20 protein-coding genes are annotated in these 25,115 nt (G+C 68.9%); 1 reads left to right on the top strand and 19 read right to left on the bottom strand.

The genetic code is table 11. The features are described 5' to 3' along the window. Nucleotides 1–3: 3 nt before the first annotated feature. The 18 genes from LW840_RS00930 to LW840_RS00845 all read right to left on the bottom strand — a co-directional run bounded on the left by LW840_RS00930 (nt 4) and on the right by LW840_RS00845 (nt 22,775). Nucleotides 4–1,050: a hypothetical protein gene (locus tag LW840_RS00930; RefSeq protein ID WP_291266755.1), complete on the bottom strand. Its 1,047-nt coding sequence runs from the start codon at nt 1,048–1,050 to the stop codon at nt 4–6. Further along, a complete protein-coding gene (gene smc, locus LW840_RS00925) occupies nt 1,047–4,607 on the bottom strand; it encodes a chromosome segregation protein SMC (RefSeq protein WP_291276263.1) in 3,561 nt (1,186 codons plus the stop codon). Before smc ends, LW840_RS00930 begins: the two co-directional genes overlap by 4 nt. Beyond that, on the bottom strand, nt 4,607–6,013 hold the full coding sequence (locus tag LW840_RS00920; RefSeq protein WP_291266753.1) for an SPOR domain-containing protein: 1,407 nt from the start codon (nt 6,011–6,013) through the stop codon (nt 4,607–4,609). The genes smc and LW840_RS00920 overlap by 1 nt, the downstream gene beginning before the upstream one ends. Beyond that, nucleotides 6,010–7,500 carry an SPOR domain-containing protein gene (locus LW840_RS00915; protein WP_291276262.1) on the bottom strand — a complete coding sequence of 497 codons (1,491 nt, stop codon included), beginning with the start codon at nt 7,498–7,500 and terminating at the stop codon, nt 6,010–6,012. The genes LW840_RS00920 and LW840_RS00915 overlap by 4 nt, the downstream gene beginning before the upstream one ends. Nucleotides 7,501–7,568: 68 nt before the next feature. Further along, nucleotides 7,569–10,838, bottom strand: coding sequence for a hypothetical protein (locus LW840_RS00910; RefSeq protein WP_291276261.1), 3,270 nt, complete (start codon nt 10,836–10,838; stop codon nt 7,569–7,571). 4 nt (nt 10,839–10,842) lie between these two features. After that, a complete protein-coding gene (gene rsfS / locus LW840_RS00905; RefSeq protein WP_291261890.1) occupies nt 10,843–11,223 on the bottom strand; it encodes a ribosome silencing factor in 381 nt (126 codons plus the stop codon). 225 nt (nt 11,224–11,448) lie between these two features. Next, nucleotides 11,449–11,892: a 50S ribosomal protein L9 gene (rplI, locus tag LW840_RS00900; RefSeq protein ID WP_291261889.1), complete on the bottom strand. Its 444-nt coding sequence runs from the start codon at nt 11,890–11,892 to the stop codon at nt 11,449–11,451. 58 nt (nt 11,893–11,950) lie between these two features. Beyond that, the gene (locus LW840_RS00895) at nt 11,951–13,024 is read right to left on the bottom strand and encodes a DUF2232 domain-containing protein (RefSeq protein ID WP_291266750.1); all 1,074 of its coding nucleotides are present in this window, start codon (nt 13,022–13,024) and stop codon (nt 11,951–11,953) included. Nucleotides 13,025–13,116: 92 nt separating this feature from the next. Next, nucleotides 13,117–13,338 (bottom strand): 30S ribosomal protein S18, encoded by a 222-nt coding sequence (gene rpsR / locus LW840_RS00890; protein WP_026850389.1) that lies wholly within the window; start codon nt 13,336–13,338, stop codon nt 13,117–13,119. Between the two features lie 3 nt (nt 13,339–13,341). Beyond that, nucleotides 13,342–13,734, bottom strand: coding sequence for a 30S ribosomal protein S6 (gene rpsF, locus LW840_RS00885; RefSeq protein ID WP_291261887.1), 393 nt, complete (start codon nt 13,732–13,734; stop codon nt 13,342–13,344). A 128-nt stretch (nt 13,735–13,862) separates the two neighbouring features. Then, nucleotides 13,863–14,534, bottom strand: coding sequence for an SOS response-associated peptidase (locus LW840_RS00880; protein ID WP_291276260.1), 672 nt, complete (start codon nt 14,532–14,534; stop codon nt 13,863–13,865). 3 nt (nt 14,535–14,537) lie between these two features. Then, the gene (locus LW840_RS00875; protein WP_291276259.1) at nt 14,538–15,344 is read right to left on the bottom strand and encodes a DUF3108 domain-containing protein; all 807 of its coding nucleotides are present in this window, start codon (nt 15,342–15,344) and stop codon (nt 14,538–14,540) included. Nucleotides 15,345–15,377: 33 nt separating this feature from the next. Next, nucleotides 15,378–15,893 (bottom strand): hypothetical protein, encoded by a 516-nt coding sequence (locus tag LW840_RS00870; protein ID WP_291276258.1) that lies wholly within the window; start codon nt 15,891–15,893, stop codon nt 15,378–15,380. A 32-nt stretch (nt 15,894–15,925) separates the two neighbouring features. Continuing rightward, nucleotides 15,926–16,945: an AraC family transcriptional regulator gene (locus LW840_RS00865; protein WP_291276257.1), complete on the bottom strand. Its 1,020-nt coding sequence runs from the start codon at nt 16,943–16,945 to the stop codon at nt 15,926–15,928. A 35-nt stretch (nt 16,946–16,980) separates the two neighbouring features. Continuing rightward, nucleotides 16,981–17,832 carry an SDR family oxidoreductase gene (locus tag LW840_RS00860; protein ID WP_291276256.1) on the bottom strand — a complete coding sequence of 284 codons (852 nt, stop codon included), beginning with the start codon at nt 17,830–17,832 and terminating at the stop codon, nt 16,981–16,983. A 97-nt stretch (nt 17,833–17,929) separates the two neighbouring features. Next, a complete protein-coding gene (ychF, locus tag LW840_RS00855; protein WP_291276289.1) occupies nt 17,930–19,033 on the bottom strand; it encodes a redox-regulated ATPase YchF in 1,104 nt (367 codons plus the stop codon). 725 nt (nt 19,034–19,758) lie between these two features. Next, a complete protein-coding gene (locus LW840_RS00850) occupies nt 19,759–21,501 on the bottom strand; it encodes a M28 family peptidase (RefSeq protein WP_291266747.1) in 1,743 nt (580 codons plus the stop codon). Continuing rightward, nucleotides 21,498–22,775, bottom strand: coding sequence for a sialidase family protein (locus tag LW840_RS00845; protein WP_291276255.1), 1,278 nt, complete (start codon nt 22,773–22,775; stop codon nt 21,498–21,500). The genes LW840_RS00850 and LW840_RS00845 overlap by 4 nt, the downstream gene beginning before the upstream one ends. A gap of 44 nt (nt 22,776–22,819) precedes the next feature. Here LW840_RS00845 and LW840_RS00840 point away from each other — a divergent pair, with 44 nt between their 5' ends. Beyond that, a complete protein-coding gene (locus LW840_RS00840) occupies nt 22,820–24,451 on the top strand; it encodes a M20/M25/M40 family metallo-hydrolase (protein ID WP_291266745.1) in 1,632 nt (543 codons plus the stop codon). 17 nt (nt 24,452–24,468) lie between these two features. Here LW840_RS00840 and pth read toward each other — a convergent pair whose 3' ends face one another. Further along, a complete protein-coding gene (gene pth / locus LW840_RS00835; protein WP_291266744.1) occupies nt 24,469–25,041 on the bottom strand; it encodes an aminoacyl-tRNA hydrolase in 573 nt (190 codons plus the stop codon). Nucleotides 25,042–25,115 lie beyond the last annotated feature (74 nt).

Below are 25,115 nucleotides of genomic sequence, written 5' to 3'. Positions count from 1 at the left end.
GACTCAGCGCCCGCGGAACACGATGCGCCGGAAGGTGGGCGCCCCTCCGTCCGCGCGAAAACGCGCGAGGTACACCCCGGGCGCCACGGTGCGGCCGTCGGTCCCCGTCCCGTCCCAGACGAATCGGTTGTCGCAGTTGCTGGCCGAGCCGGCGGCGCCGCGCCCGTAGCGCCCGGCGTCGAACCGGCTCACGCCATCAGAGCCGGGCACGATGTTCTTCACCAGGTTGCCGCGCAGGTCGAGCACATCGAGCGCCACGCGCGCACCCGGTGCTCCCACGTCGAACCAGAAGCAGGTGACGAACGAGGCCGCACTGGGAAACGGATTGGGAAAGTTCTGGTACAGCAGCGTCGTGGTGGGGAGCGGCGGGTCGGTGATCACGAACGAGCCCACGCTCGCCACGCGAACGCTCTCGCCGTTGCCCAGGGAGGCCCGCACGTTCCAGCGATACGAGGTGTTGGCCTGCAGGTCGGTGGCCGGACGATAGGTGGTATCGCGCAGGCTGGTGACGCCGAGTTCCGGTCGTCCGGCCCCCAGGACCTCGAGATCGTAGCGCCATGATCCCGCGGCGGGGGTGACGCGGGCACTGCGCCACACGAACAGCGGCCGCCGAATGTCGAAGGCGTTGCCGGCGGGCGAATTGGGGGAGACGAGCGTGAGCCACGGTGGCACCACACGTGCCCCGGAGTTCACCGAGGTTGCCTGGGCCCCCAGTGCCCCCCGGGCCAGCACCCGCCAGTACACGGTAGCCTCGCTGGGCAGCGGCCGCGTCACCTGGACGGTGAGCGCGGTGTCGGTGGCGGTGAAAGTGCTGTCGAGCACCAGCGCCGAATAGTCGGCCACCGTGGCAATCTGCACCGTGTACTGAATGGGGCCCGGCCCCAGGCCCACGGCACGCACCTGCAGCGCCGGCGTGATGGAAGGCAGCGGCTGCGTGGTGGGGCCATCCACGAACACCGCCTGCGCCTCCAACGCGGAGGGGGCGAGCCCCGCCAGCAGCCATCGCCGCAGGATCGCCCCCCGTCCTTTCCCCCGCGGCAGTCCGGTCACGCCGGCGAGGGTTCCGCTTCCGGGGCCACGTCGGCCTCACCGTCCCCGTCGGTGGCCGTTTCGGGCGTGTCGGCGCCGTCCTCGTCGATGGACGGCCCGTTGCGCAGCCGCACGCTCACGATGCTCGACACGCCGGGCTCCTGCATCGTCACGCCGTACACGGCATCGGCCGCTTCCGACGTGGTGCGCGGATTGTGCGTGATGACGATGAACTGTGTCCGCGTCTTGAAGTCGTTGAGCATCTTCACGAAGCGCCCGATGTTCTGGTCATCGAGCGGCGCGTCCACTTCGTCCATGAGGCAGAAGGGGCTGGGCTTGGTGAGGAAGATGCCGAAGAGCAGCGACAGCGCCACGAGGGCACGTTCCCCACTGGAGAGCAGGTGAATGCGCTGCGTCTTCTTGCCGCGCGGCGACGCATGCACCTCGATGTCGCAGTCGAGCGGCGCGTCGGGGTTCTCGAGCCGCAGGTCGCACTCGCCACCGCCGAACATGCGCAGGAAGATCTGCCGGAAATTCTCGCGCACCTGCGAGAAGGTGGCCAGGAAGAGTTCGCGCGCCGTGCTGTCGATTTCGCGAATGGCCTGGTGCAGCGACTGCTTGGCCGCGACCAGGTCGTTGCGCTGGCTCGTGAGGAACTCGAGGCGCCGCTGCTCCTCCTCGTGCTCCTCGATGGCCAGTGGATTCACGGGACCCAACTCGTCGAGCGCGCTGCGCAACGTGGCCGCCTCGGTGCGCAATTCGTCGGTCGTGAGCTCCAGCTCCGCGAAGCCGGCAAGCAGGTCGTCGAGCGAGCGGCGCCACTCGGTTTCGAGGCGCGACGTGATGTTCTCCCGGCGACCAGCCAGCTCCGTATGGCGCAACTGCGCGCCATGCAGCTGCTCGCCAAGGGCGGTGGCCCGACGCCGCGCCTCATCCAGCAGGCTCTCGCAGCGGTCGCTGGCGTGCGTAGCCGCGGCCACCGCGCGCTCCGCCTCCGCCAGGCGCCCGTCGGCGTCGGCCAGGTTCTTCTGCTCCGTCTCGAGCTCCGTGCGCCAGCCGTCGAGCTGCTGCGCCAGGTGCTGATCGGCCTCGCTCAACGTGGACAGCTCAGTGGCCAGCGCGGCCATGCGCGCCGCCGCCGTGCTGTCTTCTTCCAGCAATCGCTTCTCGCGATCGACCGCCACGCTGAGCCGCGCCTGGGCCTGTGCCTGCGCCACCTGCCAGGTGGCCCGCCCTTCACGCGCCTGCTCCTGTTCGCGTTCGGCCACGCTCAACGCTTCGCGGGCGGTCGTGATGTCGGTGTCGGCTTCGCCGGCGCGGGCGTGCAGCGCCTCGGCCTGCTGCGCCAGCTGCCGCGTGCGCAACTCGAGCTCTTCCAGGCGCGCCACCAGCCGCTCGGCCAGCGCGCTGGACTGCGCGAGTTCCCGCTCGGCACGCTCGCGCCGCCGCTCCACTTCGTTCTGCACTTCCACCGCGCGCCGCGCCTCCTGCTGCGCCCGGTTGTTGTTCTCCATGGCCAGCTGCTGCGTGCGCTCGGCCTCGGTGAGGGCGAGGCGCGCCGCGTCGGCCGCGAGCGCCGCTTCATCGCGCTGCGCATCGGCGGCGGCGAGGTCGCTTTCCAGGCGCGTGAGCTCGGCGCGACGCTGCAGCGGTCCCGGACCGCCCGCATTGCCCGGCAGGTACACGGCGCCGCGCTCGTCCACGAAGGCATCGCCACCGTCGAGGGCGCGCACCTTGCCCAGCAGCGCCTGCACCCAGCGCGCGGCCGGCCCCTGCGACTGCACGCTCCCCGCCAGCGCTCCCTCGAGCGCCCCCATCTCCGCCACCACATCGAGCGGCAGCAGCAGAATGGGGCCGGGCTGCGCCTGCGCATGCCACTGGCGCACGGCGGCGGCCGCACGGGCATCACGCACGACGATGGCGTGCATCGTGGCCCCGAGATACCGCTCCACCAGCCTCGCCGTGTCGCCGTCGGCGGTGAGGAAGTCGGTGAGCGGCCCCAGCACGGCCCCGTCGCCGAAGCGCTCGCGCTCCTTGAGCAGCTTCGCGGCCGACGGCGCCAGCCCCACGCGCTCCCGCTCGAGGGCGGCCAGCGCATTCCGCTTGCCTTCGAGGTTGGTGCGCAGCGCCACGGCGTTGGCCAGCATGGCGCGCGACTCCGCGTCGGCGGTGCGCGCGGTGGCGGCGGCGAGACGCGCGCCTTCCAGCTCGTGCATGGCGTCCTGCGCCGCCTCGTGCGTCAGCTGCACCTGCTCGCGTGCGCTGATCAGCTCCCGTTCAATGGCATCGAGCGCGTCGGCCAGGTTCTGCCGTTCCACGTCGAGCGCTTCGCGGCGCTGCTGCGTGTCGCCCTGTTCACGCGCCGCGCCGTCACGATCGAGTTCGATGCGCCGGGCCTGATCACGGTGCTCGCGCACCTGACGTTCGAGCTGGTCGAGGGCCGCGCGGGCGCGCTGCACCGACTCACGCGCCAGCTGCTCGGCCGCGAGGCGCTGCTGCAGGGCCTCCCCGGCATCGCGCAGCTCCTGCTCCAAGGTGGTGCGGTCCGTCGCCGCCTTCTCACGATCCTCGCGCAGCCGGCGTCCGAACGCCTCGTTCTCCTCGCGTTCCTGCTCCGCCCGCTGCTTGCGCATGGTCGTGCTGCGCTGGCGCTCTTCCGCCACGGCCAGATCCCGCTCGAGGCGCTGCGTCGTGTCCCGCTGCTCCGCAGCCAGCCGCGCCAGCTCCACGCGGCGCGCTTCGGCGGCCCCGCGCGCGGCGTGGGCGTCCTCGCGCTGCAGCTCGGCGGCGGCAATGGCCTCGTCCGCTCCCGGCAGTTCGCCGCGCAGCACCTCGAGGCGCCCGTCGAGCGCTTCCAGTTCGTCCTTCCACGCGGCCATCTCCCGCACGGCCAGCGAGATCTCCACGGCGAAGCGGCGCGACGTGAGTTCGGCGTGACGTTCGGCGCGGCGGCGCTGCCGCGCGAGCGAACGCACCTGGCTCTGCACTTCGTTGATCAGGTCGTCGAGGCGCGCGAGGTCGGTGGTGGTTTCCTCGAGACGCCGCTCGGCGCTGCGGCGGCGGTCGCGATAGAGCCCCACCCCCGCCGCTTCCTCGAACAGCTCACGCCGTTCGTCGGGGCGGTCGGAGAGCAGCGCGTCGATCATCTTGCTCTCGATCACCACCCCGGAATCGGCACCCAGACCGGTTCCGCGCACGAGATCCTGAATGTCGCGCAGCCGGCACGGGGCACGGTTGAGCAGATACTCGCTTTCGCCGCTGCGCAGCAGGCGCCGGGTGATCACGACTTCCTTGAACGGAATGGGCAGCTCGCCTTCGGTGTTGTCGAAGTGGAGCGACACTTCCGCCATGTTCACCGGCTTGCGCGCCGAGGAGCCGTGGAAGATGACGTCTTCCATCTTGGCGCCACGCATCGCGCGCGCCCGTTGCTCGCCCAGCACCCAGCGCACCGCGTCCGAGACGTTCGACTTGCCGGAGCCGTTGGGGCCGACGATCGCCGTCACCCCTTTCTCGAACACGAACTCCAGGTGATCGGCAAAGGCCTTGAAGCCATGGACCTCGAGCTTCGTCAGACGCACTAGAACCCTCTCCCCGTTCGATAGACCAGCACCGGCGCGACACCGGCGACGCGCAGGGAATCCGCCAGCGCGGTCGCCTGCGTGGGCGACTCGAACGCGCCGGTGTAGATGGTGGCACTCCCGTCGGCTTGACGGAGCGCGTAGGCCATGATGCCACGGGTGGCCAGCACGGCGAGGCGTGTGGGCACCAGCGATTCGGTGACCTTCGATTCAATACGGAAGGCAAAGGGGACCGAGACGATGCTCCCCGAGCCAATCACCTTGTCGGCGCGCAGCCGCGCCAGCAGCTGTTCCGCGTCGGTGCGCGCCGAGGCGGCGCCTACCGTGACGCGATACCACTGCTCGTTGCCCTCCATGACGGGCGACAACGCCACGGCCTCGAGGGCCCGCACCTTGGGGTCGGGCATGGCGCCGGCCCGCGTGTTCGCGGTGGCAAAGTACACCGCAAAGCGCGACGCGTTGGCCGAGTCCGCGGGATTGCCCACACTCAGCGTCGTGGCGGCGGACCCCTCTGTGGCCGCGCTGTCGCTGCGGGCGGAATCGCTCTCGACGGCCGCGGAGTCGCTGGCGCTGCGGTCGGCCTGCGGCACCGTGTCCATGGGCGTGGGCGGCACCACGACCGCCGTGCTGTCGACCGGGGGCACCGCGGTGGCGAAGAACGCCGTCAAAGAGGCCGGCAGCCGCTCGACGATCTGCGGCCACAGGGCACCCACCGCCACGGCCACGGCCGCCACGACGATGAGCAGCACCCAGCGCAGCCGCGACCGGCTTTCCACCGGCTGCTGCGCCACTTCACGGGCGCGCGCCTTGCTTTCGCGCTTGGGGGGAGTGGCCTCGCCTTCCACTGGCGGCGGTGGCGGCGGTGGCGGCGCCGGCGGGGCAATGAGCGGAATGCCGGCGGGGGTGGGAAAGACCGTGTCACCCACTGGCATGAGGGCCCCGATGTGTCCGCACAACTCGGCGAATCCGTCAACCTGCGGACGGGCCACCACCACCAGCAGCGCGCCCACCTGATGGAAGCCCGCGGCGAGGCGACGCCACCGCTCGTGCGCGTACATCTCGCGGTGATCCACCGCTTCGGTGCCGCTGGGCATGAGGAACACGTGGTCGGTGCCCTGCATGGGGCGCGCGATCCTGTTGAGCGATACCCCGTACAGGAAGCTGTCCGCAATACCGTGCGGGTCGTCGCCGATGAGTTGCGATTCAATGGCCGGTGCCTCGCCGATGAGATCGGCGATGGCGACTCGGCGGCGCTGCCCCTGCGCGCGGGCGATCCCCACGGCCATGCTCACGGCAATGGACGGGTCAGTGGCCGCGATGACCACCGCGCACACCCCGTCGAGCAGCGGCGCCTGACGACGCCCCTCTACTTCCCAGGGGGCAAGCAACGAACCGGGGGCGGTCATGGCACCCCCCCGAAGACCCAATAACTCTGTCCTGATGCCTTGCCCACGCGGTCGGCATCGGCGCGCGTGGGGAACGGACCGAGCACGACGCGATACAGGGTCTTGCCCTCACGTTCAGACGTCGTGATGCGCGGGGTCTGCCCGTCCACGCGAATGCGCGCGGCCAGCGCCCGGGCCTGTGCCTCGTCGAGACTGGCCGCAAACGATACCGTGTACTGCGCGGCGACCGTGACCGGCGACGTGCTGTCGGTGGGCATGGCCGCGCTGTCGGCGGGCGCGCGCAGGCTGTCGGGGAGCAGATCGGCCGAATCGCGGGGCGCACTCGTACGGAACTGCACCGGCTGGTCGAGCCCGGCGGCCCGCGGACGGAAGCCGTTCCACCGCAACGTGTGCCAGAAGCTCCGTGCACCATCGGCCACCACCTGCATGTCCTTGAGCGTGCGCGGATGGGCAAACACCACATCCGCCCCGCGCGTGATGGCGATGGCCGCGTCGGGGAGCACCAGCGGCAGGTCGCCGCGCCACTCGGAACGCACCACGCCGATCACGTCGTCGCTGGCCAGGCTCACCACGAACACCGAGTCGCCGTTCCCGCGGGCCAGCAGCACCCGCCCCAGGGGATCCATGCGCAATGCCCGCACGGCGCCGGGGAGATCGATGGTGCCGGTCACGCCCTCCTGGAAACGGTCGACCACGCGCAGCTCCGCCTCGCCGGCCACCGCGACGAAGAGGCGGTCACCGCTGGGGGTGGCCGCAATGGCCTGCACCGGATCGCCGATGTCCACATCGAGCGCCTGCCCCAGATCGCGCACCCGCACGGCCAGCACCCGATCGCCGGCGCCGGCAAAGACCCGGTCGCCCACGCTCCCGGCGGTGCGTTGCAGCGCCTGCGCAATGGCAGCCTCGGTACTCCCCACGGCAAAGGAGAGGCTGTCGGAAACGGTGCGCTGCGGCGGGCGAACGCGCCACACCACCACCCAGTCGTTGCGTGCGCCGGCAACAATGAGGGACCCGTCGGCCTGGGCGTAGAGGGCCTGCGCCGGGAGCGGCGGGGTCATGCGCCAGTCGCTCCCGCTGGGCGTGAAGCGGGCGATCTCGCCGTTCGCCATGAGTCCGAAAATGGAACCGCCGTCGGCCGACGAGACGGTGCGTACGGTGTCGCCGCGCACGGGGCTCACTGTGCCGAGCCGCAGGTCCACCCGGACCGGGGCCCCGCTGGTGTCGACGGCCGCCAGATAGCCGTCGTCCGCCCCGAACCCGACGATGTGCCCGAGCGCCGGCAGGCGGGCGGCAGAGCGCCAGAGGGTACTGTCGAGGGCCGGATAGCGCGCAGCCGTGAGCACGCCCCCAGTGCGCGCGACGCGCAGCACAATGGGATCGGGACCACCGGGGATGCTGGGAGGGGCGTCGGCTCCAGAGGGGCGGGACGAGCCGTCACCGCAGCCGCACGCGAGGAGCACGAGCGCCGACGCGATGAGCGTGCGCACAGTCGAAAAATACCCGCCTCGGGGGAGGGAAGGGAGGGGTTGCGCCCGGCGCCCCGGGCGGTGCGAAATCAGTACGAGGCGCCGAAAAACCAGGTCCCGAAGCCGCGCGCCCCCGGTCGGCTGACCGGAACCGCCCAATCCCAGCGGATGATGGCAATCCCGAACAGGTTCATGCGCAGGCCGAAGCCATAGCTCTGGAGCAGGGCACGCTGGGTGTCCACGTTGTAGCGGTCCCCGCGCGTGAACGTCACGCTCTGCCCCTGCGACCACGCCACACCGGCGTCGTAGAAGAACAGGCCATCCACCGGCGGGAGGCCGCCCAGCAGGTTGGTGCGGTTGCCGTAGCGGCGCAGGATGGGGAAGCGCAGCTCCGCGTTGCCGAAGGCCACGCGGCTGCCGATCAGCTCCGCACTGCTGCAGCTGCTGCCGTTGTCGCTGGGGAGCCCGGTGCACCCCACCGTGCCGATATCCTCGCGGTTGTAGCCGCGCACGAAATCGGGGCGCCCAATCCACTTGGGGAAACGCGCCTCGTCACGGCCCACCGACATGCTGGTGGTGAAGCGCGTGGCGAAGGTCACGTAGTTGAAGAGGATGGGCACGTACGAGCGGGCGTCCGCCATGTACTCCGTCCATCGCCACGTGCCCACGCTCGGTTCCACCTCGATGCGCGCCCGTCGTCCCGAAATGGGCCCCGTGAAGCCGAACATGGTGTTGTCGGTAACCCACGCCAGGTACGGGGACACGGTGTTGGCCGAGGCCACGTTGCGCGTGGGCCCGCGTTCGAACCCGGTCGCGAACCCGAGGTTGTAGTCCACCAGACGGTTGAACGAGAACACCTGCTGGTCCACGTTCTGGAAGCGCGCGCCCAGTTCGAAGCGGGTGAACCGGTTGAGCGGATACAGCCCCGCCGCGAACATCTGCCGGACCACGAGGCGCGTAATCTCCTGCGTCTGCACGAACTGCGTCTGGCTGCCCTGCTGCGGCGTTTCGAAGAACCCCGACACGAGATAGAGCGGTTGCTGAATGACGCCGGTGGTGTACTGCAGCCGGCGCCCCAGGCTCGTGTACCCCACGAACACCTGCGCATCACTCAGCTGTCCGTTGATGGACCCCGACAGCGCCAGCCGCCGGTTCCCCAGCAGGTCGCTCAGCACGATGGTGGTGCCGCCGAAGGTCCCCTGGCCGAATCCGCCCTGCTGAAAGCCGATGCTGGGCTGCGCCACGTACTCGGGGGTGAGCTTCCCCTTGTAGCGCGAGTCCGACAGGCGCGTGGTATCGGGCAGGTTGAAGTCGAAGCTGTCGAGCATCGCCTTCACGCTGATCGTCTCGGCCTGCCGGGCCAGCAGCGTGGCCGGGAGCTCCGACGACTGACGCGCCGTGGCGCCCGTGACGGGGCGATAGAACGACTGGCGCGCGGCCGCCGTGTCCTGCACGGTGGCGCGACGCAGGTGCGCCGTGGGATCCAGCGGCACGGTGGGCCGCGCGCCCAGCTGCGCCGCCCGCTGCGCCTGCGCCACCACCACCGGGTCGCGATAGGGCTGCTTCCTGAGCTTGCGCGGGTTCTCGATCTTCCAGATCGAGTGGTCGGTCTTTTCGTAATACACGAACGCCATGAGATCGGCGCCGCGCGCCCAGGTGAGCGCCGGTGACTGCTCGGCCGTGGCGGTCACGGCCCCCAGCACGTTCGTCAGCTGGTAATGCTCGCCATCGGCGAAGTCGTACAGGAAGATGTTGGCGATCCCCGTCCGATCGGAGATGAACGCCAGCGACTTGCCGTCGGGCGCCCACTGCGGATTGATGTTGCGCCCGCCCTGGTTGGGAAGCAGCGTGGTCTTCTGCGTGTCGAAATCGTAGATCGCCACCCGCCACGGTCCGACCTTGAGAATCTCCATGTCCGTGTCGGGGCCGCGCTCGGTCACGAACGCGATTTGCCGGCCGTCGGGCGACCACGACGGCGACAGGTCCCCGTAGGTGTCCTTCATGAGCTGCACGAAGCCCGGGGTATCCATGGAGGCGACGTACAGATCGCTGGTGCCCCGCCGCATGCCGCTGAACACGATGCGACGCCCGTCGGGTGAAAAGCTGGGGCTCAGCACCTGGTCCATTTCGAAGTCGAAGTCCTTCACCACCTTGCGACGCGCGACATCGAGCACGTACAGGACATCGCGTCCCCCGCGCTGCCCGGTGAAGGCCAGCAGCTTGCCATCGGGGCTGAACGAGGGCTGCGAGTAAATGAAACGCAGCTGCTCGTAGTCGGGGTTGGTGGTGGTCTTGACCAGCCGCTTGAGGCGCTTGCCGGTGGCCACGTCGGCCAGATACAGCTCGGGGAACACCTCGCCGCGCAGGAGGCTGCCGTAGCCCACGTACGTGATGTACTTGCCGTCGGGGGAGAGCGCCGGCGCCACGTACGTGTTGGCAAAGCCGCCCGTGCGCGGCTGCGTGAGCAGCGGTTCGGCGAAGCTGCGCGGACGGTCGAGGTTGGCGACCGCCGTGAGGTACTTGGCCTGCATGGCCGCCTTCCAGTCGGCGCTCAGTTCATCCAGCGACAGGCCGATCTCCCGACGGAACGCCCGGTCGATGCCGAGGCTGGGCGTGGCGTTCATGATCTCGCCAATGACCTCGTCGCCCCAGCGCGCGCCCACGTACTGCCAGAGCGCGAGGCCGTAGCGGTAGGGGAAGTACTTGTCGGGGCGCTCCGTCATCTGTGCGATGGTGGGGAGCGTGTTGTTCACGATCGCGTCGCGCACCCAGGCGTCGGTCCATGGATGAACGGGCCCGATCGAGAGATACTCGGCGAGCCCTTCCATGTACCAAAGCGGCGGGTTCACCATGGCGAGGTTCTGCAGCCCCGCCCCCGCGCGCCCGCGCGAGAAAATATCGAAGGTGAACACGTGCACCATTTCGTGAATGAGCACGTGTTCGAAGCTGGCCCAGTCGCCGCTGAAGAACTGCGCCATGCGCTGGCGCAGCGGGTCGGTCACACCGCCGGTGCCTTCACCCAGGTCGCCAAAGACGTTGCTCTGGGCGAAGTCACCCGACGAGCCGAAGATGAGGATGGGCTTCTTTTCGCGGAACTGGTGTGCCGTGAGCCGCGACAGCCGGGCGTAGGCCCGCTCCGACATGCGCGCGGCGTCGGGGGCGACGTCGGCGATCTGCGGGTAGTAGTGCACCAGAAAGTGCTCGGTCTCGATGACCCGCCAATCCATGCGGTCATACTGGACCTGGTTCTGCCCGAAGAACTGGGCCTGCGCCGGCGTGAGCGACGCCGAGGCACCGAGCGCGGCGGCCGCGACCAAGAGTACCCTGCCGAATCGAGACCACCGCGTCGCCTGCGCCATGCGTTTATGCTCCCTGCGTGATTTCGGCGTCCAGCTGCACCGGTGTGGCATCGCCCCACAACCGTTCGAGCTGGTAGAACTGCCGCAAGGTGGGATGGAAAACGTGAATCACGCAGTCGGCATAGTCGAGCAGCGCCCACCGCCCCTGCGTGAGTCCTTCGGTCATGGTGGTAGACACGCCACCCTGCTTCAACCCTGCCTGGATGTGCTCGGCGACCGCCCGGACGTGGGTGTCGGAGGTCCCGGACGCAATAACAAAAAAGTCGGTCATGTCCGTCACCCCGCGGAGATCGAGGACCACGATATCGGTGGCCTTGAGGTCGCTGGCCAGCGCAGCAGCGCGGCGGGCGATGGGTTCTCCGGGGCTCGGGCGTCGTTCAGCCATGGGAATTGCGGGTAAGGGCATCGTGGCGGGCCGCGAGTTCCAAGCGCAACTCCGGTACCCCGCCGTCATGATGAAGGTTGCTGCGAAAAGCACGACACGGACAGGGGGCACTATGCCCAGTCTGCCGATCGGGGAAAGAATCGAGGGGGCGCCCGGCGTGCGGACCCCCCCTCGGCGCATCCACGGCCGATCCCGCGTTCGCAGGGCCGGCAGCGAAACGGCCAGTTACTGCTTGATGACCCACACCTTGATTTCGGGGTGCACGTCGGCGTGCAGCTTGATGGGCACCTTGTACATGCCGAGCGCCTTGATGGGCTCGTTGAGCTCGATCTGGCGCTTCTCGATCTTGAAGCCCTGCGCTTCCAGCTGGTGCGCGATGTCCGACGTGGTCACCGAACCGAAGAGCTTGCCTTCTTCACCCACGCGGGCGGCGAAGGTGACCGACACTTCGGCCAGCTTGTCGGCCACGGCCTGTGCCGCCGCCTTGCGCTCGTTCTCGAGCGCCTCGAGGCGGCTCTTTTCGGCCGCGATGCGCTTGCGGTTGCCCGCCGTGGCCTCGTAGGCCAGGCCGCGCGGCAGGAGGAAGTTGCGGGCGTATCCCGGCGACACGGAGACGATGTCACCAGGATGTCCGAGCTTGTCGACGGCGTTGCGGAGAATGACTTCCATGGGAACTCCGGGTCGAACCGGTAAAGGAAAACAGAAAGAAGGAAGGGCGGGGATGCCCCTAGGATGACCAGGGCCGGCGTGCTTCCGCACCGGCCCGAAAATCACGCCAGGTGTCGCCCAGACCGAGCGCGAAGGTGACCGTCAGCAGCGCAACGAGCACCCACACCGGTCCGAGGACCGGCACCAGCACCAGCAGCCCGAGCGGCGCCCACACCGCAGCCCGATCGGGGATGTACCACGTGAGGACCCCGGCGCCCCGCAGGGCGTACAGCGTCCCGAAAAACGCCACGAGATTGATGCCCGCCGTGCGCCACTCCGCCATGGTGGGCAGCAGCAACGCGGTGAAGCCGACGATCAACCCCCACACCCACTGGTCGTTGAAGCGCAGGTGGCGCAAGGCCGCCAGTGGCGGGCCAATGCGCGCCCGGGCCAGCCGGTGGTATGCCGCCCACCCCAACGCCAACGCCAACAGGGTTTCCAGTCCCAGCAGCGCCGGGGCCAGACGCACCAGCGGGGCCAGCTTCACCCCGCCCACCGCTGCCGACGCCGGCTGCGGGTCCGCCAGCCGGTGCAGCAGCGACTCCATGCGATCGGCCCGCGCGGCCGCTTCCGGCAACCGGGCCGCAAAGGCCTGCCACGAGGGCGAACTGGTGCGCGACCGCCAGAGATCGAGCGACGCCGTGAGGCGCTGCTGGTACTCCTGCGACAACATGATGGCCGCCCCGTCGAAGGCGCCGCGACCAGCCGCCCGGGTGGAGAGCCCACCAATGGTCACCACTCCCGCCAGCGCCGTGGCCGCGAGGGCCCGCGACAGGAACGGCTTGGCGGCAGTGACCAGACAAACGAGTCCGAACGCGGCGCCGGCCGTGACGGCCCAGCCGCGCAGGAACGCCCCGTACCCCGACAGCGGTAACGGTACGCGCCACACCACCCACGTGGCCGCCGCCGCCCACACCAACCCCAGCGTGAGACGACCACCGGCCCACCAGCCCACCACCGCACACGCGGCAATGGCCACCAGCACCAGCAGGGCGAACTGCTCCACGGGCAACAGCAAGCGCACGGCGCCCGCCAGCAGCGCGAGGGCCGGCGGCCAGGCGGGGGCCGCCGTCACGGCAACCATGAGCACCATGCCCAACACGAACCAACGCCACCCGCGCTCCTGCGGAGCCGCTCCTGCAGGAGCAGTCGCGGCGGGTCCCGGCGCGACCGCTCCGTTCATGCTCAGGCCGTCTGGCCCTTCACGTACGGCAGCAGCGCAAGGAACCGCGCCTTCTTCACGGCCTTGGACAGCTGGCGCTGGTGACGCGCGTCCACCCCGCTCAGACGGCTCGGCAGGATCTTGCCGTAGTCGGTGATGAATCGGGCAAGGAGACGGTCGTCCTTGTAGTCCACGTAGCGGATGCCCGCTTCAGTGATCGGGCAGGGCTTCTTCTGGCGGCGCATGGGTTAATCCTCGTCGTCGTCGTCGTCATCACCCGCGCGACGGCGCGAGGCGAGCTCTTCGTCGGAGAGCTTGGGCGCGCCAAGCTCGTGCTCATACAGCGTCACCAGGTAGCGCACCACGCTCTCGTCGAGCTTGAGCGCACGCTCGAACTCGGGCAGCACGGCCGGCACGGCGGTGAAGTTGCTGATCACGTAGTAGCCGTTCTCGTGACGGCCGATCTTGTACGCGAGCTGACGGCGGCCCCAATGCTCGATCGTCGCCGGCTCGGCGAGATGGAGCAGCCCCTGCAGCTTCTCGAGCTTCTCGGCGATGGCCGTGTCTTCGAGCGCACTGTCGAAGATGTACACGGCTTCGTACCGCCGCGTGGGGTTGCGGCGGATCTTGAGTTTTGCCACTCGGCAATCCTCCCTGTGGTCTGGACCTGGCGGTCGATAAGCCACCCGCAGTGCCGAGCCGCGGGCGGAGGGTATGGCGGGACCCGCCGCCCAAAGGCGACCGGTTCCGGATGAGCCTTGAAGCCTAGTCAGGACAGGGGGGCAGAGCAAGCGGGACCCTCGTTCCGGGGGGCATTGACATAGGTGCTCACCGGGTAGGCCCGCATGGGCCCGCCATAGGGGCGGATCAGTGCCTGCGCCGCCGCCGCGGGCGTGCCCGGATCGAGCCACAGGTCGTAGGCGGTCGGCGGCACGATCGCGGGCATCCGGTCGTGAATGGGCGCCATGACCGCGTTGGGCTCGGTGGTGACCAGGCAGCAGCTCAGCAGCGGCTCGGCATCGGGCTGTCCCTTGGGCACCCACCGCTCCCAAAGACCGGCAAAGCAGAAGGGGGCCGCATCCTCGAGCTGAATGCACCAGGGCTGCTTGACCTTCTGGCCGGGGAGCGGCTGCCATTCGTAGAAGCGGTCGGCCGGGAGGAGCGCCCGCCGGGCCTTGAAGGCGCCCCGGAAGCTGGGTTTGCTCGCCACCGTCTCGCCGCGGGCATTGGCCAGCCGGTTGCCAATGGCCGGGTCATCGGCCCAGAACGGGACCAGCCCCCAGCGCGCCAGGATCGCGTGGCGCCCCGCCGCATCGTGGAACACGATAGGCACCGCCTGCGACGGCGCAACATTGAAGCGCGCTGCGAGGGCCGGGAGGTCGACACCAAGGGGCAGGGTGGAAAGGCGAGCGGGATTCCCGAAACCATAGCGCCCGCACACCGCCTATTTCGTCCCCTTCGCCCGCTGCAGGTACAGGTTGAGACTGCCGAAGCTGAGCTTCGACTTCATCTGCACCATCATGCGCCGGTCGTCGTCGGTGATCCACACTTCGGCCCGGCCATTCTGGCTGAAGATGCCCTTGGTCTGGAAGGTGGGCTGCAGTACCACCGTCTGGAACGTGCCGGCGGGTACGGTGACCGTCTCCGCGCGCAGCACGCGAATGCGCACCGGGTTGCCCTGCGCCTTGAAGTAGCGCTGGAACTCGTAGGTCTTGCCCACCTCGAGCGGGAGGGTGCGCACGAAGTACAGGAACGACCCCTCGTCGAGCGGATTGGGCACGGTCGGCTCCTCCTCACGCTCGCCTTCGCGCATCATGCCGCGCTCGGGGTAGATCTCGTAGCGTCGCCTGCGCTCGTAGCTCCCCTCGTCGACATCCTGATGATAGCGGAGCGTGTTGAGCGTGCTCGTGTCGAACCACGACTCGTACACGTCGTTCACGCGGTAGAGCGGGATGCCGCCCTTGATGGTGAACACGGTGTGCCACGCCGGCCGCCCGCGCACCTCGGTGATCTCCTTCACCTCCATCGTGCCGTTCCCCACCTTCAGCGAACCGAACTTCACCTCGTACTCGAGGCGCTCGCCGACGGCGAAGGGGACCGGCACTGGGGTCGACGATTCGGCAAGCGACCGTGACGCCGAGGGGAAGGGGGCGACCGCACTCTGGCCATTCGCCGACATGGTCGCCGCGCCAACGGCGAGCACCATGCCAGCCACAACCAGATTTCGGAAGAGGGGTGGACGGAAGATCATATCCCGATAAATACCCGCTTCCCTCGAAAATGGTCAGCCGCCGCGCGCGGTCTGCCACCCCGCGAGGGCTCGCGCATAATCCCGGGCCCGGCGTTCGGCAAAGCCGTCGACCAGCAACCCCACCCCCGAGAAGAACACCAGCGCCACGCCGACGCCGCGCGCGCCCGGATGCTGCCATCCGAAGCGCAGCGCCAACCCGATGGCGCCGAACGCGGCCCAGACGACGAGGTAGGCGTTCCAGCGTGCATTCACCCCGGCCATTCGGGTGGATTCCCGGGCCTGCACGTCGGCTGGGTTCGCGCGCACCTCGGCCGCCAGTCGCTGCACCTGTGATGGCGTGCGAAAACCCACCGTGGCACCGATCGCACTCATGGCGAGTCCCATTACGAGAAACGGGATGGCGACACCGCGCGTGAACGAGGAGGGCGTATCGAGCCACAGCCACAGCCCGAACACGAGGCTCAGCAGGCCTCCCGGCAAGATGAAGATCAAGGATTCGCGCAGCTCGCCGCCGAAGTAGCTGGTGACGAACGAAGGCAATGGAGACATGGACGCTCCTGGCGTGGTGAGGACGGTCAGGGTCACCGCCGGTCGTGCGCACGGTGGCTTGCCGCGCGGATGGCGGCTGGGGTGAATCCCGTCCAGTCGCGGAACGCGCGAAAGAACGAGGTCGGCTGCGCGAATCCGAGCAGGAAGGCAATCTCCTGCATGGAGAGCGACGTGCGCTCGAGATAGTGGCGCGCCAGTGAGGCGCGCACGTCACGGAGCACGACCGCGAACGAGGTCCCTTCCTGTTCGAGCAGGCGCTGCATGGTCCGACGACTCATCGCAAGAGCCCGCGCCACGTGCGCCGCATCGGCGGTACCACCCGGCAGGGCTTCCATCAGGACCGACCGCACGCGCTCGGCGACCAGTGGTGACTCGCCAAGCCGTGAGAGACGACGGCGTAGATCCGGTTCGAACGCGGCCCACAGGGCGTCATCGTTCGTGAGAAACGGGCGCGAGGCCTCCTCGGCCGGCAGCGTGAGGGAGAAGTCGGGGCCATGCTCGATGGGCACGCCGAGGTACTCGGCGTACGCGTCGTGATGTTCCAGCGACGCGGGCGCGGTCAGGCGCAACACCGGAATCCGCCTGCGCGTCGCCAGCCGGGCCAGCGCCACCAGAAACATCAGCTCGGCAACGCCGAAGGACGTCGGAAGTGGTGGAATACCGGCGCCGGCATGCAGCGTGACGACGAATCGTGTGGCCGTGCTCTTCGTGGCGATGCGCAGGGGCGCCGTGAGCGACTTGTACTGTGCGACGCGTGAGACCGCCTGCGCGAGATCCCGGCTGCACAGGGCGGCGAAGAGCAGCGGGGAGAATGCATCACCACGAAGCGCGCAGGCGGCGCGCACGGGGAGGGGGACCGGCCCCGCAAGCTGCTCGAGGGCGGCCCATAGGCGATAGAAGGCGTCCGCATCGATCCGCGCCGGTGTGGCGTGCCAGAGCGCTTCCGGGAGCTGTGCCAGCCTGAACGCATCCTCTGCCCGGATGTCCAAATCGACAAGCAGCACCCGCCACGCGGCATCGATCGCGAAGCGCCCGTCGTGTCTGGTGTGCATGAGCGGTGACGGATCCGGGGAAAGGCGGCGAGCGCTCAGGCCGGTACGATTCCGAACTGCCCGCCGATCATGGCGTGAAACGACGCATCGTCGAGCTGTCGTCGCGCATCCAGAATCGCCGTGGCATCAGCGCCCACCGCATAGCGGAACTGCGGGCTCCCGTCCGTGGCAGCCTCGAAAACGGCCGATGCGACCACGTCCGGCGAGACGGCGTTGGTCATCAGCGGCGCCAGTACGTCCATGAACGTTGCGACCAGCGGCTGGTACTCCGTCAGCGCGTCATCGTTCATGAAGTCGAACGAACGACCAGCGAAGTCCGTGCGGGTCGCGCCGGGTTCGATGATCTTGACCCGCGCGCCGAGCGGCGCCAGCTCATACTGCAGCGCCTCGGACAGCCCCTCGACGGCGAACTTCGTACCGTGATACAGGGTGCCCAGCGGAAACGCCATGCGTCCGCCCATCGAGGACACGTTGATGACCAGCCCGTTCCGCTGGCGGCGGAAGTGAGGCAGCACCGCCCGCGTGGTGCGCATCAGGCCGAACACGTTCACATCGTACTGCCGCTCCATCGCCGCGTCACTGACGGCCTCGAGCGGTCCATAGGCACCGTAGCCGGCATTGTTGAGCAAGACGTCGATGCGGCTGAAGCGCGCCACAGCTGCATCGACAGCCGACACGATGCTGGCGTTGTCCTGCACGTCGGCGTGCGTGACGAGGACGCGCTCGAGACCGGTGAGCGACGTCTCGCGCTCCGGGGAGCGCATGGTGGCCGCCACGTTCCAGCCGGCCTGCTGGAAGTGCCGGGCGGTGGCGAGACCGATACCACTCGAGGCGCCGGTAATGAAGATCGTCGGGGACATGTTCGTGCGGGTTGAGGGAAAGACCATCTTCCGCACGATGTGGCCCGCGGGCGTCGCGGGCATTCACCGATGGCGCCATTGGTGTTGCCAATGGCGCCATTCTCAACCGGTATGCGGCGGAAGGTCAGACGTTGAAGCGGAACAGCATCACGTCGCCGTCCTGCACCACGTATTCCTTCCCTTCCGCGCGCGCGACCCCCTTTTCCTTCGCGCCCTTCCAGCCGCCGTGCGTCACGAAATCCTCGTAGGCCACGGTTTCGGCGCGGATGAACCCCTTCTCGAAGTCGGTGTGAATGACGCCGGCCGCCTTGGGGGCCGTGTCGCCCTTGTGGATGGTCCAGGCGCGCACTTCCTGCTCGCCGGCGGTGAAATACGTCTCCAGCCCCAGCAGCGAGTACCCGGCCCGGATGAGGCGGTCGAGCCCCGCGCTTTCAATGCCCAGCGACGCGAGGAACTCGGCGCGCTCCTCGGCGCCCAGTTCGGCCAGCTCGCTTTCGATCTTGGCCGAGAAGGGCACGATCTGCGCGTTCTCCCCGCCGGCGGCCACCGCCGCCCGCAGCGCCGTGAGATACGCCCCCTCGTCGCCCGACAGCTCGGCATCGGTGACATTGGCGGCATACAACACCGGCTTGGCGGTGAGCAGCTGCAACCCGGCCAGCTTCTCCAGGTCGTCGGCCGACAGCCCGGCGCGCCAGAGCGGCTTGCCCTCGGACAACGCGGCATTGGCGGCCTCGAGCGCCGGCAACTCGGCGAGCGCCTCCTTGTCGTTGGCCTTGGCCGCACGACGCGCCTTGTCGAGGCGCTTCTCCACCTGCGCCAGGTCGGATAGGGCGAGCTCGAGCTCGATGATCTCCTTGTCGCGCGCCGGGTCGGGCTGCCCCATCACGTGCGTCACGTCGTCGTCGGCAAAACAGCGGATGACATGCACGATCGCGTCGGTCTCGCGGATGTTCTGCAGGAACTTGTTCCCCAGCCCCTCCCCCTGCGACGCGCCCTTCACCAGCCCCGCGATGTCCACGAACTGCACCACCGCCGGGACCGTGCGCTTGGGCTGCACGATCTTCGCCAGCGTATCGAGCCGCGGATCGGGGACCTCCACCATGCCCACATTGGGCTCCACGGTGCAGAACGGATAATTCGCGGCTTCCGCCTTCGCCGCCGTGAGGGCATTGAAGAGCGTGGACTTGCCGACGTTGGGGAGACCGACGATACCGAGACGAAGCATGATTCGAGGCTGGAGTTTGGGGGCAGCCTTGAAAGCTAATGGGATCGGGGGCGACGTGGGTTTACTGTCGGCGGTTGGCTGATCGAATAGGGGCAGGGAGGTCCGGCGACGTACGGGGAGTTTCGGGTTCCGGGTTTCGGGTTCCGGGTTTCGGGTTTCGGGGGGGAGGCGCGGTCTGCTGCCGTCGCGACCTGTCGACTCGAGCACACGCCGACGGAGCACCACCAGCATCCGGCGAATGATCACGAGTTCAGAAAGGAGTGCGGTCGCCGTTACGCCGGAGATCGCCCGGGTTCGCAGCGCGAAATCGAGATGATTCTCGGTCTCGGAGGCAGATGCGATCGCGATCTCCAGAAAGTGCGCGAACTGTCGAGGCGTATCGCGCATGGCCCCCTCCGCGATGTTCGCCGCGATCGACGAGGAAGAGCGCCGCAACTGCCCTCGCCATGATCCGCCCGATTCCCCACCAGCGCGGGGAGGCATGGCGTTGATGCGAACGGCAAGGTCCTGCGCCTGTTGCCACACTCGGAGCTTCCGGAAGTCCTGCATGCTGCACGCTAGCCGTGGCGACCAATGGAAGGCGTACCGTTTCCGTGCGCGGCGGGTCATGGCGACGCAAGCATCCGCCACTCGAAACTCGAAACCCGAAACTCCCAGTGAATCGCCGGGAGCTTCGGGCATCGACAGCTTCTGAATCGCGCGGACCCGCTCACCCCCGCTTCAGGCGGTTACTGCTTGCAGCTCCCCCGCGGATCCATCTTCTTGCCGTCCACCGCCGGTCGATTCGCCCGATTCCCCAGCTCGGCGGCGATATCCGCCACCAGTCGCGTCACGCGCTGCATGTGCGGGTAATCGATGTACTGCGGCTCGTCGGTGAGCTGGTGGTACGCCGAATGGCCACCGGTGGTGAAGAAGGTCACCGGGATGTTCCACTTGGCGTACTCGTAGTGGTCGCTGCGGCAGTAGATGTTCATGGGATGCCCGTTGGCGTCCATGGCGTAGTCGAACGAGAAGTTGTGCTTCTTGCCCGTATTCACGCGCTCCACGAGGTCGCCCAGCTCCGTGCTCAGGCGACGCGAGCCGACCAGCTGCAGGTAATCCGGGCCGCCGCGCAGTTCCTTGCCGTCGGCGCTCATCCCCGTCTGATCGGTGGCACTGCCGCGCCCCACCATGTCCAGGTTGAGCTGCGCCACGATGCTGTCGCGCGGGACGGGGGGGTGCTCGGTGAAGTGCGCCGACCCCCACAGCCCCTTTTCCTCGCCGGCGTGCCACACGAAGAGCAGGCTGCGCTTGGGCTTCACCTTCTGCGTCGCGAAGTACTCGGCCATCTCCAGCACCGCCATCGACCCTGAGCCGTCGTCGTCGGCGCCGTTGAAGATGGAGTCACGTCGTCCCGGGCCGTTCTTGCGGCGCTCGGCCAACTCGGCGTTGATCTGCGCGAACTGTTCGGCGTTCCCCATCTTGTCGTCGTTCTCCGCACCGGCCGGGCGCACGATGCGGTTGAACACGAACACCGAGTCGTGATCGAGGCCGCGCCGCGCGGTCCCCACGTGGTCGCTGTGGGCGCCAATGGCCACATACTGCGATGCCAGCGTGGGATCGCTGCCGGGGAGCAGCGCCACCACGTTGCGTGCGGCGAACGGCGGGGACTGCATTTCCACCAGCGCCTTCACATTCACCTTGGCCCCCAGCGCGCCCGGCACGAGCAGCTGCATGCCGTTCCCGAAAATGCGCATGGTGGCCGAGTCGGTCACGAAGAGCCGCGCGTCGGCGGGTTGCGTGGGGTCGACCGGTGACAGGCCACCCTGCAGCACGTAGTTCAGCACACCGCGCGCCTGCTGCGGCATGAGAAACAGCACGCCGGCCGCGCCGGCCGGCGCCTCGATGCGCCCCACCACGGCGCGCTGCAGCGCCCCGTTGCTGGTGATGCTGTAGGCCACCACGCGCCCCTTCGCCTGCTCGGGGGTCACGGCCGGCATCCCCTCTTCGGTCAACGGGCCCGCGAAGAACACTTCGGCGTCGTCGATGCTGATGTTGGCGGGTCCGCTGAAGCCCCACGCCTGGCCGAGCGTGAGGTTGGTGCCCCCCGCCACGAAGCTGGACAGGCGGTCCACCTTGCGCGACTTGAGGGGCAGCGTCTGGAAGTAGGTGCCGCTGTCGCCGGCCGGCCGCAGCCCGAGGCGCTGCATCTCACGCGCCAGGTACTCGGTGGCCTTGAAGTGCCCCTCGGTGCCCACGTCGCGGCCGGCGAGCGAATCATCGGCGAAGATGTACAGCCGCGTCATCAGGTCCTGCGACGTAATGGCGCCCGTGGTGGGGCGCGGCGTGTGTTTGAGCGGCAGCGGCGCGCTGTTCACGCCGGCGTCCACCGGCTGCTTTCTGGGGGCGTCCTGAGCGTCGGCCGTGGCGGCGGCGACACAGAGTGGCGCCAACGCCACGATCAGGCGATGGCGCGAAGTGAGCGAGATCATCGAGTCGGTGTGTGAGAGAGCGGGAAACGGGCGACGTGCACCTGCAGCGGATTGACGCGGGTCCACGCGACCACTACGTGGGCACCCTGCCGGATGATTCGCGGGAAACCGCTCTGCCGCGCGCCGGACGTACGGGATATGACCCGAACGGGTCCAGGGGCGTTGCCATGCACCGTGCGCGCGAGCACTTCGGCCACGTCGGGGCCGCGCTGCTCGAGCCACACCACGACCGGGTTGGCGGCATCATCGAGCACCACGTCCACGCGGCCCATGGGGTCGCCGTCGTCCACGCGCACCGGGGGGGCGAAGGTGGCGCCCCCGTCCACGGAGCGGGCGATGTTCACGCGCGCCGTATCGCGCGCCGCCGTGTACCACGCGACCACCACGGTGTCTCCCGTGGCCGCGACCTGCGGGCCGTTCACCGGGCACCCCGGATAGTGCCATTCGTCGGCGTGCACCCGCATGGGCGCACTCCAGCCGGTAGGGGTCTGCCGCACGATGGCGATGTCGCGAATCTCCGCCTCACTGCGGTCGCGGTACACCAGCACGCGTCCGCCGCGCGTGGCCGCAGTGCCCGTTTGGCAGCAGTCGCAACTGCGCGCGTCGATGAGCGCCTCGCGCGTGATGGCGCCTGTGCTCGATACCAAGGCCGTGCGAATGGTCATTTCGCGCGCGCTGTCGGCCATGGCGCTCTTGCGGCCGTCGAGCCACACCAGCCCCACGTCACTCGCCCCCTCGCTCCACAGCGACACGAACCCGTGCTCGGCGGCAAGACCGTCGGTGTGCGGGGTCACGGGGGCGCTCCAGCTGCGCCCCTCGTCACTCGAGCGCACCACGCGCACACCATAGGTGTACTTGCCCCCCGCCTCGCGCTCCAGCCAGTGCGCCGCCAGGTCGCCATTGCCCAGCGCCGTGATGGCGGGGAAGTCGGCCCAGTTCACGAAGTAGTCACGGGCCTGGGAGATGGTCCGCGTACTGTCCCACGTGCTGCCGTTCCACGTGGCCATCTGCACGGCGACCGACGAATCGGGGAGCCGCTGCGTCCAGGAGAGCAGCACGCGGCCACTTGCGTCGAGCGCCAGGTGCGGGGTGCTGCTGCCCGTGGTCGCGGGCGACGGCATCGCGATCACGGTGTCGGCCACGGCCAGCGTGCCGTCGCGCGACGTGCCGGCGCGGTCGCAGCCGCCAAGCAGCGCCAGGGACAGCAAGCCCGCCACACGACGCCGGGAGGCGCCGCGACCGCGGCCAGTCAGCAGATTAGGGGGACGGCGCATGCACTAAAGTGCGGGGCCGTTCCGCCCCTTCACAACCCACGGTGATGAATTCCTCCCTCGTGACTCCTCCCGCTGCTGCCAGGCTCCGCATCGGGGCCGCCCTCCTGCTGGCCGTGGCTCCGCAACCACTCTCGGCGCAGACGCCGGCCAGCTTCCCCGCGCCGGAGCCCACGCTCGAGCGTCTCTGGCGCCTGGGGATGGACAGCTCGCAGGTGCAGCGACTGGGGCAGGTGCTGCTCGATTCTCTTGGTCCACGACTCACGGGCACGGCCCGGCAGAAGGCCGCCAACGACTGGCTCGTGTCGCTCTACCAGCAGTGGGGGGCGACGGGGCGCAACGAGCGCGTCGGCACCTGGCGCGGGTGGCGCCGCGGCCACTCGCACATCGATCTCGTGTCACCGCGGGTGCGCACACTGGAAGGCACGATGCTGGCCTGGAGCCCCGGCACGAAGTCGAAGGACGTGACCGCCACCACGGTCATCCTGCCGCGCTTTGCCGACAGCACGGAATTCGCGCGCTGGCTGCCGCAGGCCAAGGGCAAGTTCGTGCTCGTGTCCGCACCACAGCCCACCTGCCGCCCCACCGACAGCTGGGTGGCCAACGCCACCCCGGCCAGCAAGGCGCGCATGGACAGTCTGCGGGCCGATGTGCAGCGTGAATGGGGCGGCACGAATGTGCGCGGTACCGGCTACAGCAACGCCCTCGGGACCGGCAGTCTGGGCGTGCGCCTCGAGCAGGGCGGTGTGGCCGGCGTGATCACGTCGCGCCCCAAGAACGCCTGGGGGACCATCGACGTGTTCGAGACATACAACACGGTGGCGCCGGCCGTCGCGCTGTCGTGTGAAGATTACGGGCTCGTCTTCCGGCTCACCGAGAACACTCAGTCGCCGCGTCTCCGCCTCAACCTCGACGCGGAGCTGCCGGGTGAGCAGCCCATCTTCAACACCATCGGCACCATCAGGGGCACCGAGAAGCCCGAGGAGTACGTGCTGCTCTCGGCCCACTTCGACTCGTTCGATGGGGGGAGCGGGGCGACCGACAATGGCACCGGGTCACTCGCCATGCTGGAAGCGTTCCGCCTGCTGACCGTCGTGTACCCCAAGCCCAAGCGCACCATTCTTGTGGGGCATTGGACCGCCGAAGAACATGGTCTCGTGGGCTCGCGCGCCTTCACCGAGGATCACCCCGAGGTGGTGGAGGGGCTGCAGGCCCTGTTCAACCAGGATGCCGGCACGGGCCGCATTCTCAGCATCGGTGCCGGTGGGCTTCCCAATGCCGGTGTGCATCTGCAGCAGTGGATGGCGAGACTGCCGAGCGAATTCACGAGCGTGGTGACGCCGCGCATCCCGGGGTCACCGTCTGGCGGTGGCAGCGACGACGCCAGTTTTGCCTGCCACGGGGCGCCGGCCTTCGGTATGGGCGGCACCAGTTGGGAATACGGGAGCTACACCTGGCACACCAACCGCGACACGTACGACAAGGTCGTGTGGGACGATCTCAAGCACAACGCGACGCTGGTGGCCATGCTGGCCTATCTCGCCAGCGAAGATGACACGAAGATCACGCGGGAGCGCGCCACGGCCGAGCAGATTGCGCCGGGGCGGAACGGCGCCGGCGCCTTCGCGTGGCCCACCTGCCAGCAGGCGCCGCGGGTCACCAATCCGCGGCTTCGCTAGCCACCGCAGAACGGCCGTCAGCGCCCCATGGTGCTGACGGCCTTCTCCGTGCCGTCGGCAATCCAGAGTTCGACGGCGGTGCACATGCGCTCGTACTGCGCCTCCACCAGTTCACGCTCGTCGCGCGGCATGGGGTGCAGCACGAAGTCGGCGAGGTCGCCGATCTGGCGCCGTTCATCCACCGGCCTGATGCCGATGCGCAGGCGCGGGTACGTGGCGCTCTTGAGATGCGCCTCCACGCTCTTGAGCCCATTGTGCCCGCCCGGACTGCCCGCGGCGCGCAGGCGGTACTCGCCGGCCGGTACCGCCACCTCGTCGACAACGACCAGCAGGTCGTCGGCCGCGCGCCACCCCTCGCGCTTGAGATAGGGGCGCAGCACTTCACCACTGCGGTTCATGTAGGTCTGCGGCTTGACCAGCTTGACCTTCTTGCCGCCCACCACACCGGTGCTGCTCATGGCCTCGCCGTCCTTGCGGAAGGGGTCGAAGTGCCAGCGGTGTGCCAGGTGATCGACGAGCCACCACCCCACGTTGTGGCGTGTGGCTTCGTATTCGCGCCCGGGATTGCCCAGGCCCACGATGATTTTCATGCGAAGGGGAAGACGCGCGGGGCGCGGAATGCGCCAGCGTGGAGTGACCATGCCGGACGGACGCCGCGCCCCGT

The organism is Gemmatimonas sp., from assembly GCF_021298855.1.
GTDB lineage: Bacteria > Gemmatimonadota > Gemmatimonadetes > Gemmatimonadales > Gemmatimonadaceae > Gemmatimonas.
Note: the sequence above shows the minus strand (reverse complement) of the source record. Positions and strands in the feature narration are given on the sequence as shown.

Excerpts from the sequence above, each read along its gene's own strand:
- LW840_RS00920 (WP_291266753.1), bottom strand. The coding sequence starts at position 6,013 with ATGACCGCCCCCGGTTCGTTGCTTGCCCCCTGGGAAGTAGAGGGGCGT.
- pth (WP_291266744.1), bottom strand. The coding sequence starts at position 25,041 with ATGAAAATCATCGTGGGCCTGGGCAATCCCGGGCGCGAATACGAAGCC.
- rsfS (WP_291261890.1), bottom strand. The coding sequence starts at position 11,223 with ATGGCTGAACGACGCCCGAGCCCCGGAGAACCCATCGCCCGCCGCGCT.
- LW840_RS00845 (WP_291276255.1), bottom strand. The coding sequence starts at position 22,775 with ATGCGCCGTCCCCCTAATCTGCTGACTGGCCGCGGTCGCGGCGCCTCC.
- rplI (WP_291261889.1), bottom strand. The coding sequence starts at position 11,892 with ATGGAAGTCATTCTCCGCAACGCCGTCGACAAGCTCGGACATCCTGGT.
- LW840_RS00910 (WP_291276261.1), bottom strand. The coding sequence starts at position 10,838 with ATGGCGCAGGCGACGCGGTGGTCTCGATTCGGCAGGGTACTCTTGGTC.
- LW840_RS00860 (WP_291276256.1), bottom strand. The coding sequence starts at position 17,832 with ATGGTCTTTCCCTCAACCCGCACGAACATGTCCCCGACGATCTTCATT.
- LW840_RS00875 (WP_291276259.1), bottom strand. The coding sequence starts at position 15,344 with ATGATCTTCCGTCCACCCCTCTTCCGAAATCTGGTTGTGGCTGGCATG.
- LW840_RS00870 (WP_291276258.1), bottom strand. The coding sequence starts at position 15,893 with ATGTCTCCATTGCCTTCGTTCGTCACCAGCTACTTCGGCGGCGAGCTG.
- LW840_RS00850 (WP_291266747.1), bottom strand. The coding sequence starts at position 21,501 with ATGATCTCGCTCACTTCGCGCCATCGCCTGATCGTGGCGTTGGCGCCA.
- rpsR (WP_026850389.1), bottom strand. The coding sequence starts at position 13,338 with ATGCGCCGCCAGAAGAAGCCCTGCCCGATCACTGAAGCGGGCATCCGC.
- LW840_RS00895 (WP_291266750.1), bottom strand. The coding sequence starts at position 13,024 with ATGGTGCTCATGGTTGCCGTGACGGCGGCCCCCGCCTGGCCGCCGGCC.
- LW840_RS00840 (WP_291266745.1), top strand. The coding sequence starts at position 22,820 with ATGAATTCCTCCCTCGTGACTCCTCCCGCTGCTGCCAGGCTCCGCATC.
- LW840_RS00865 (WP_291276257.1), bottom strand. The coding sequence starts at position 16,945 with ATGCACACCAGACACGACGGGCGCTTCGCGATCGATGCCGCGTGGCGG.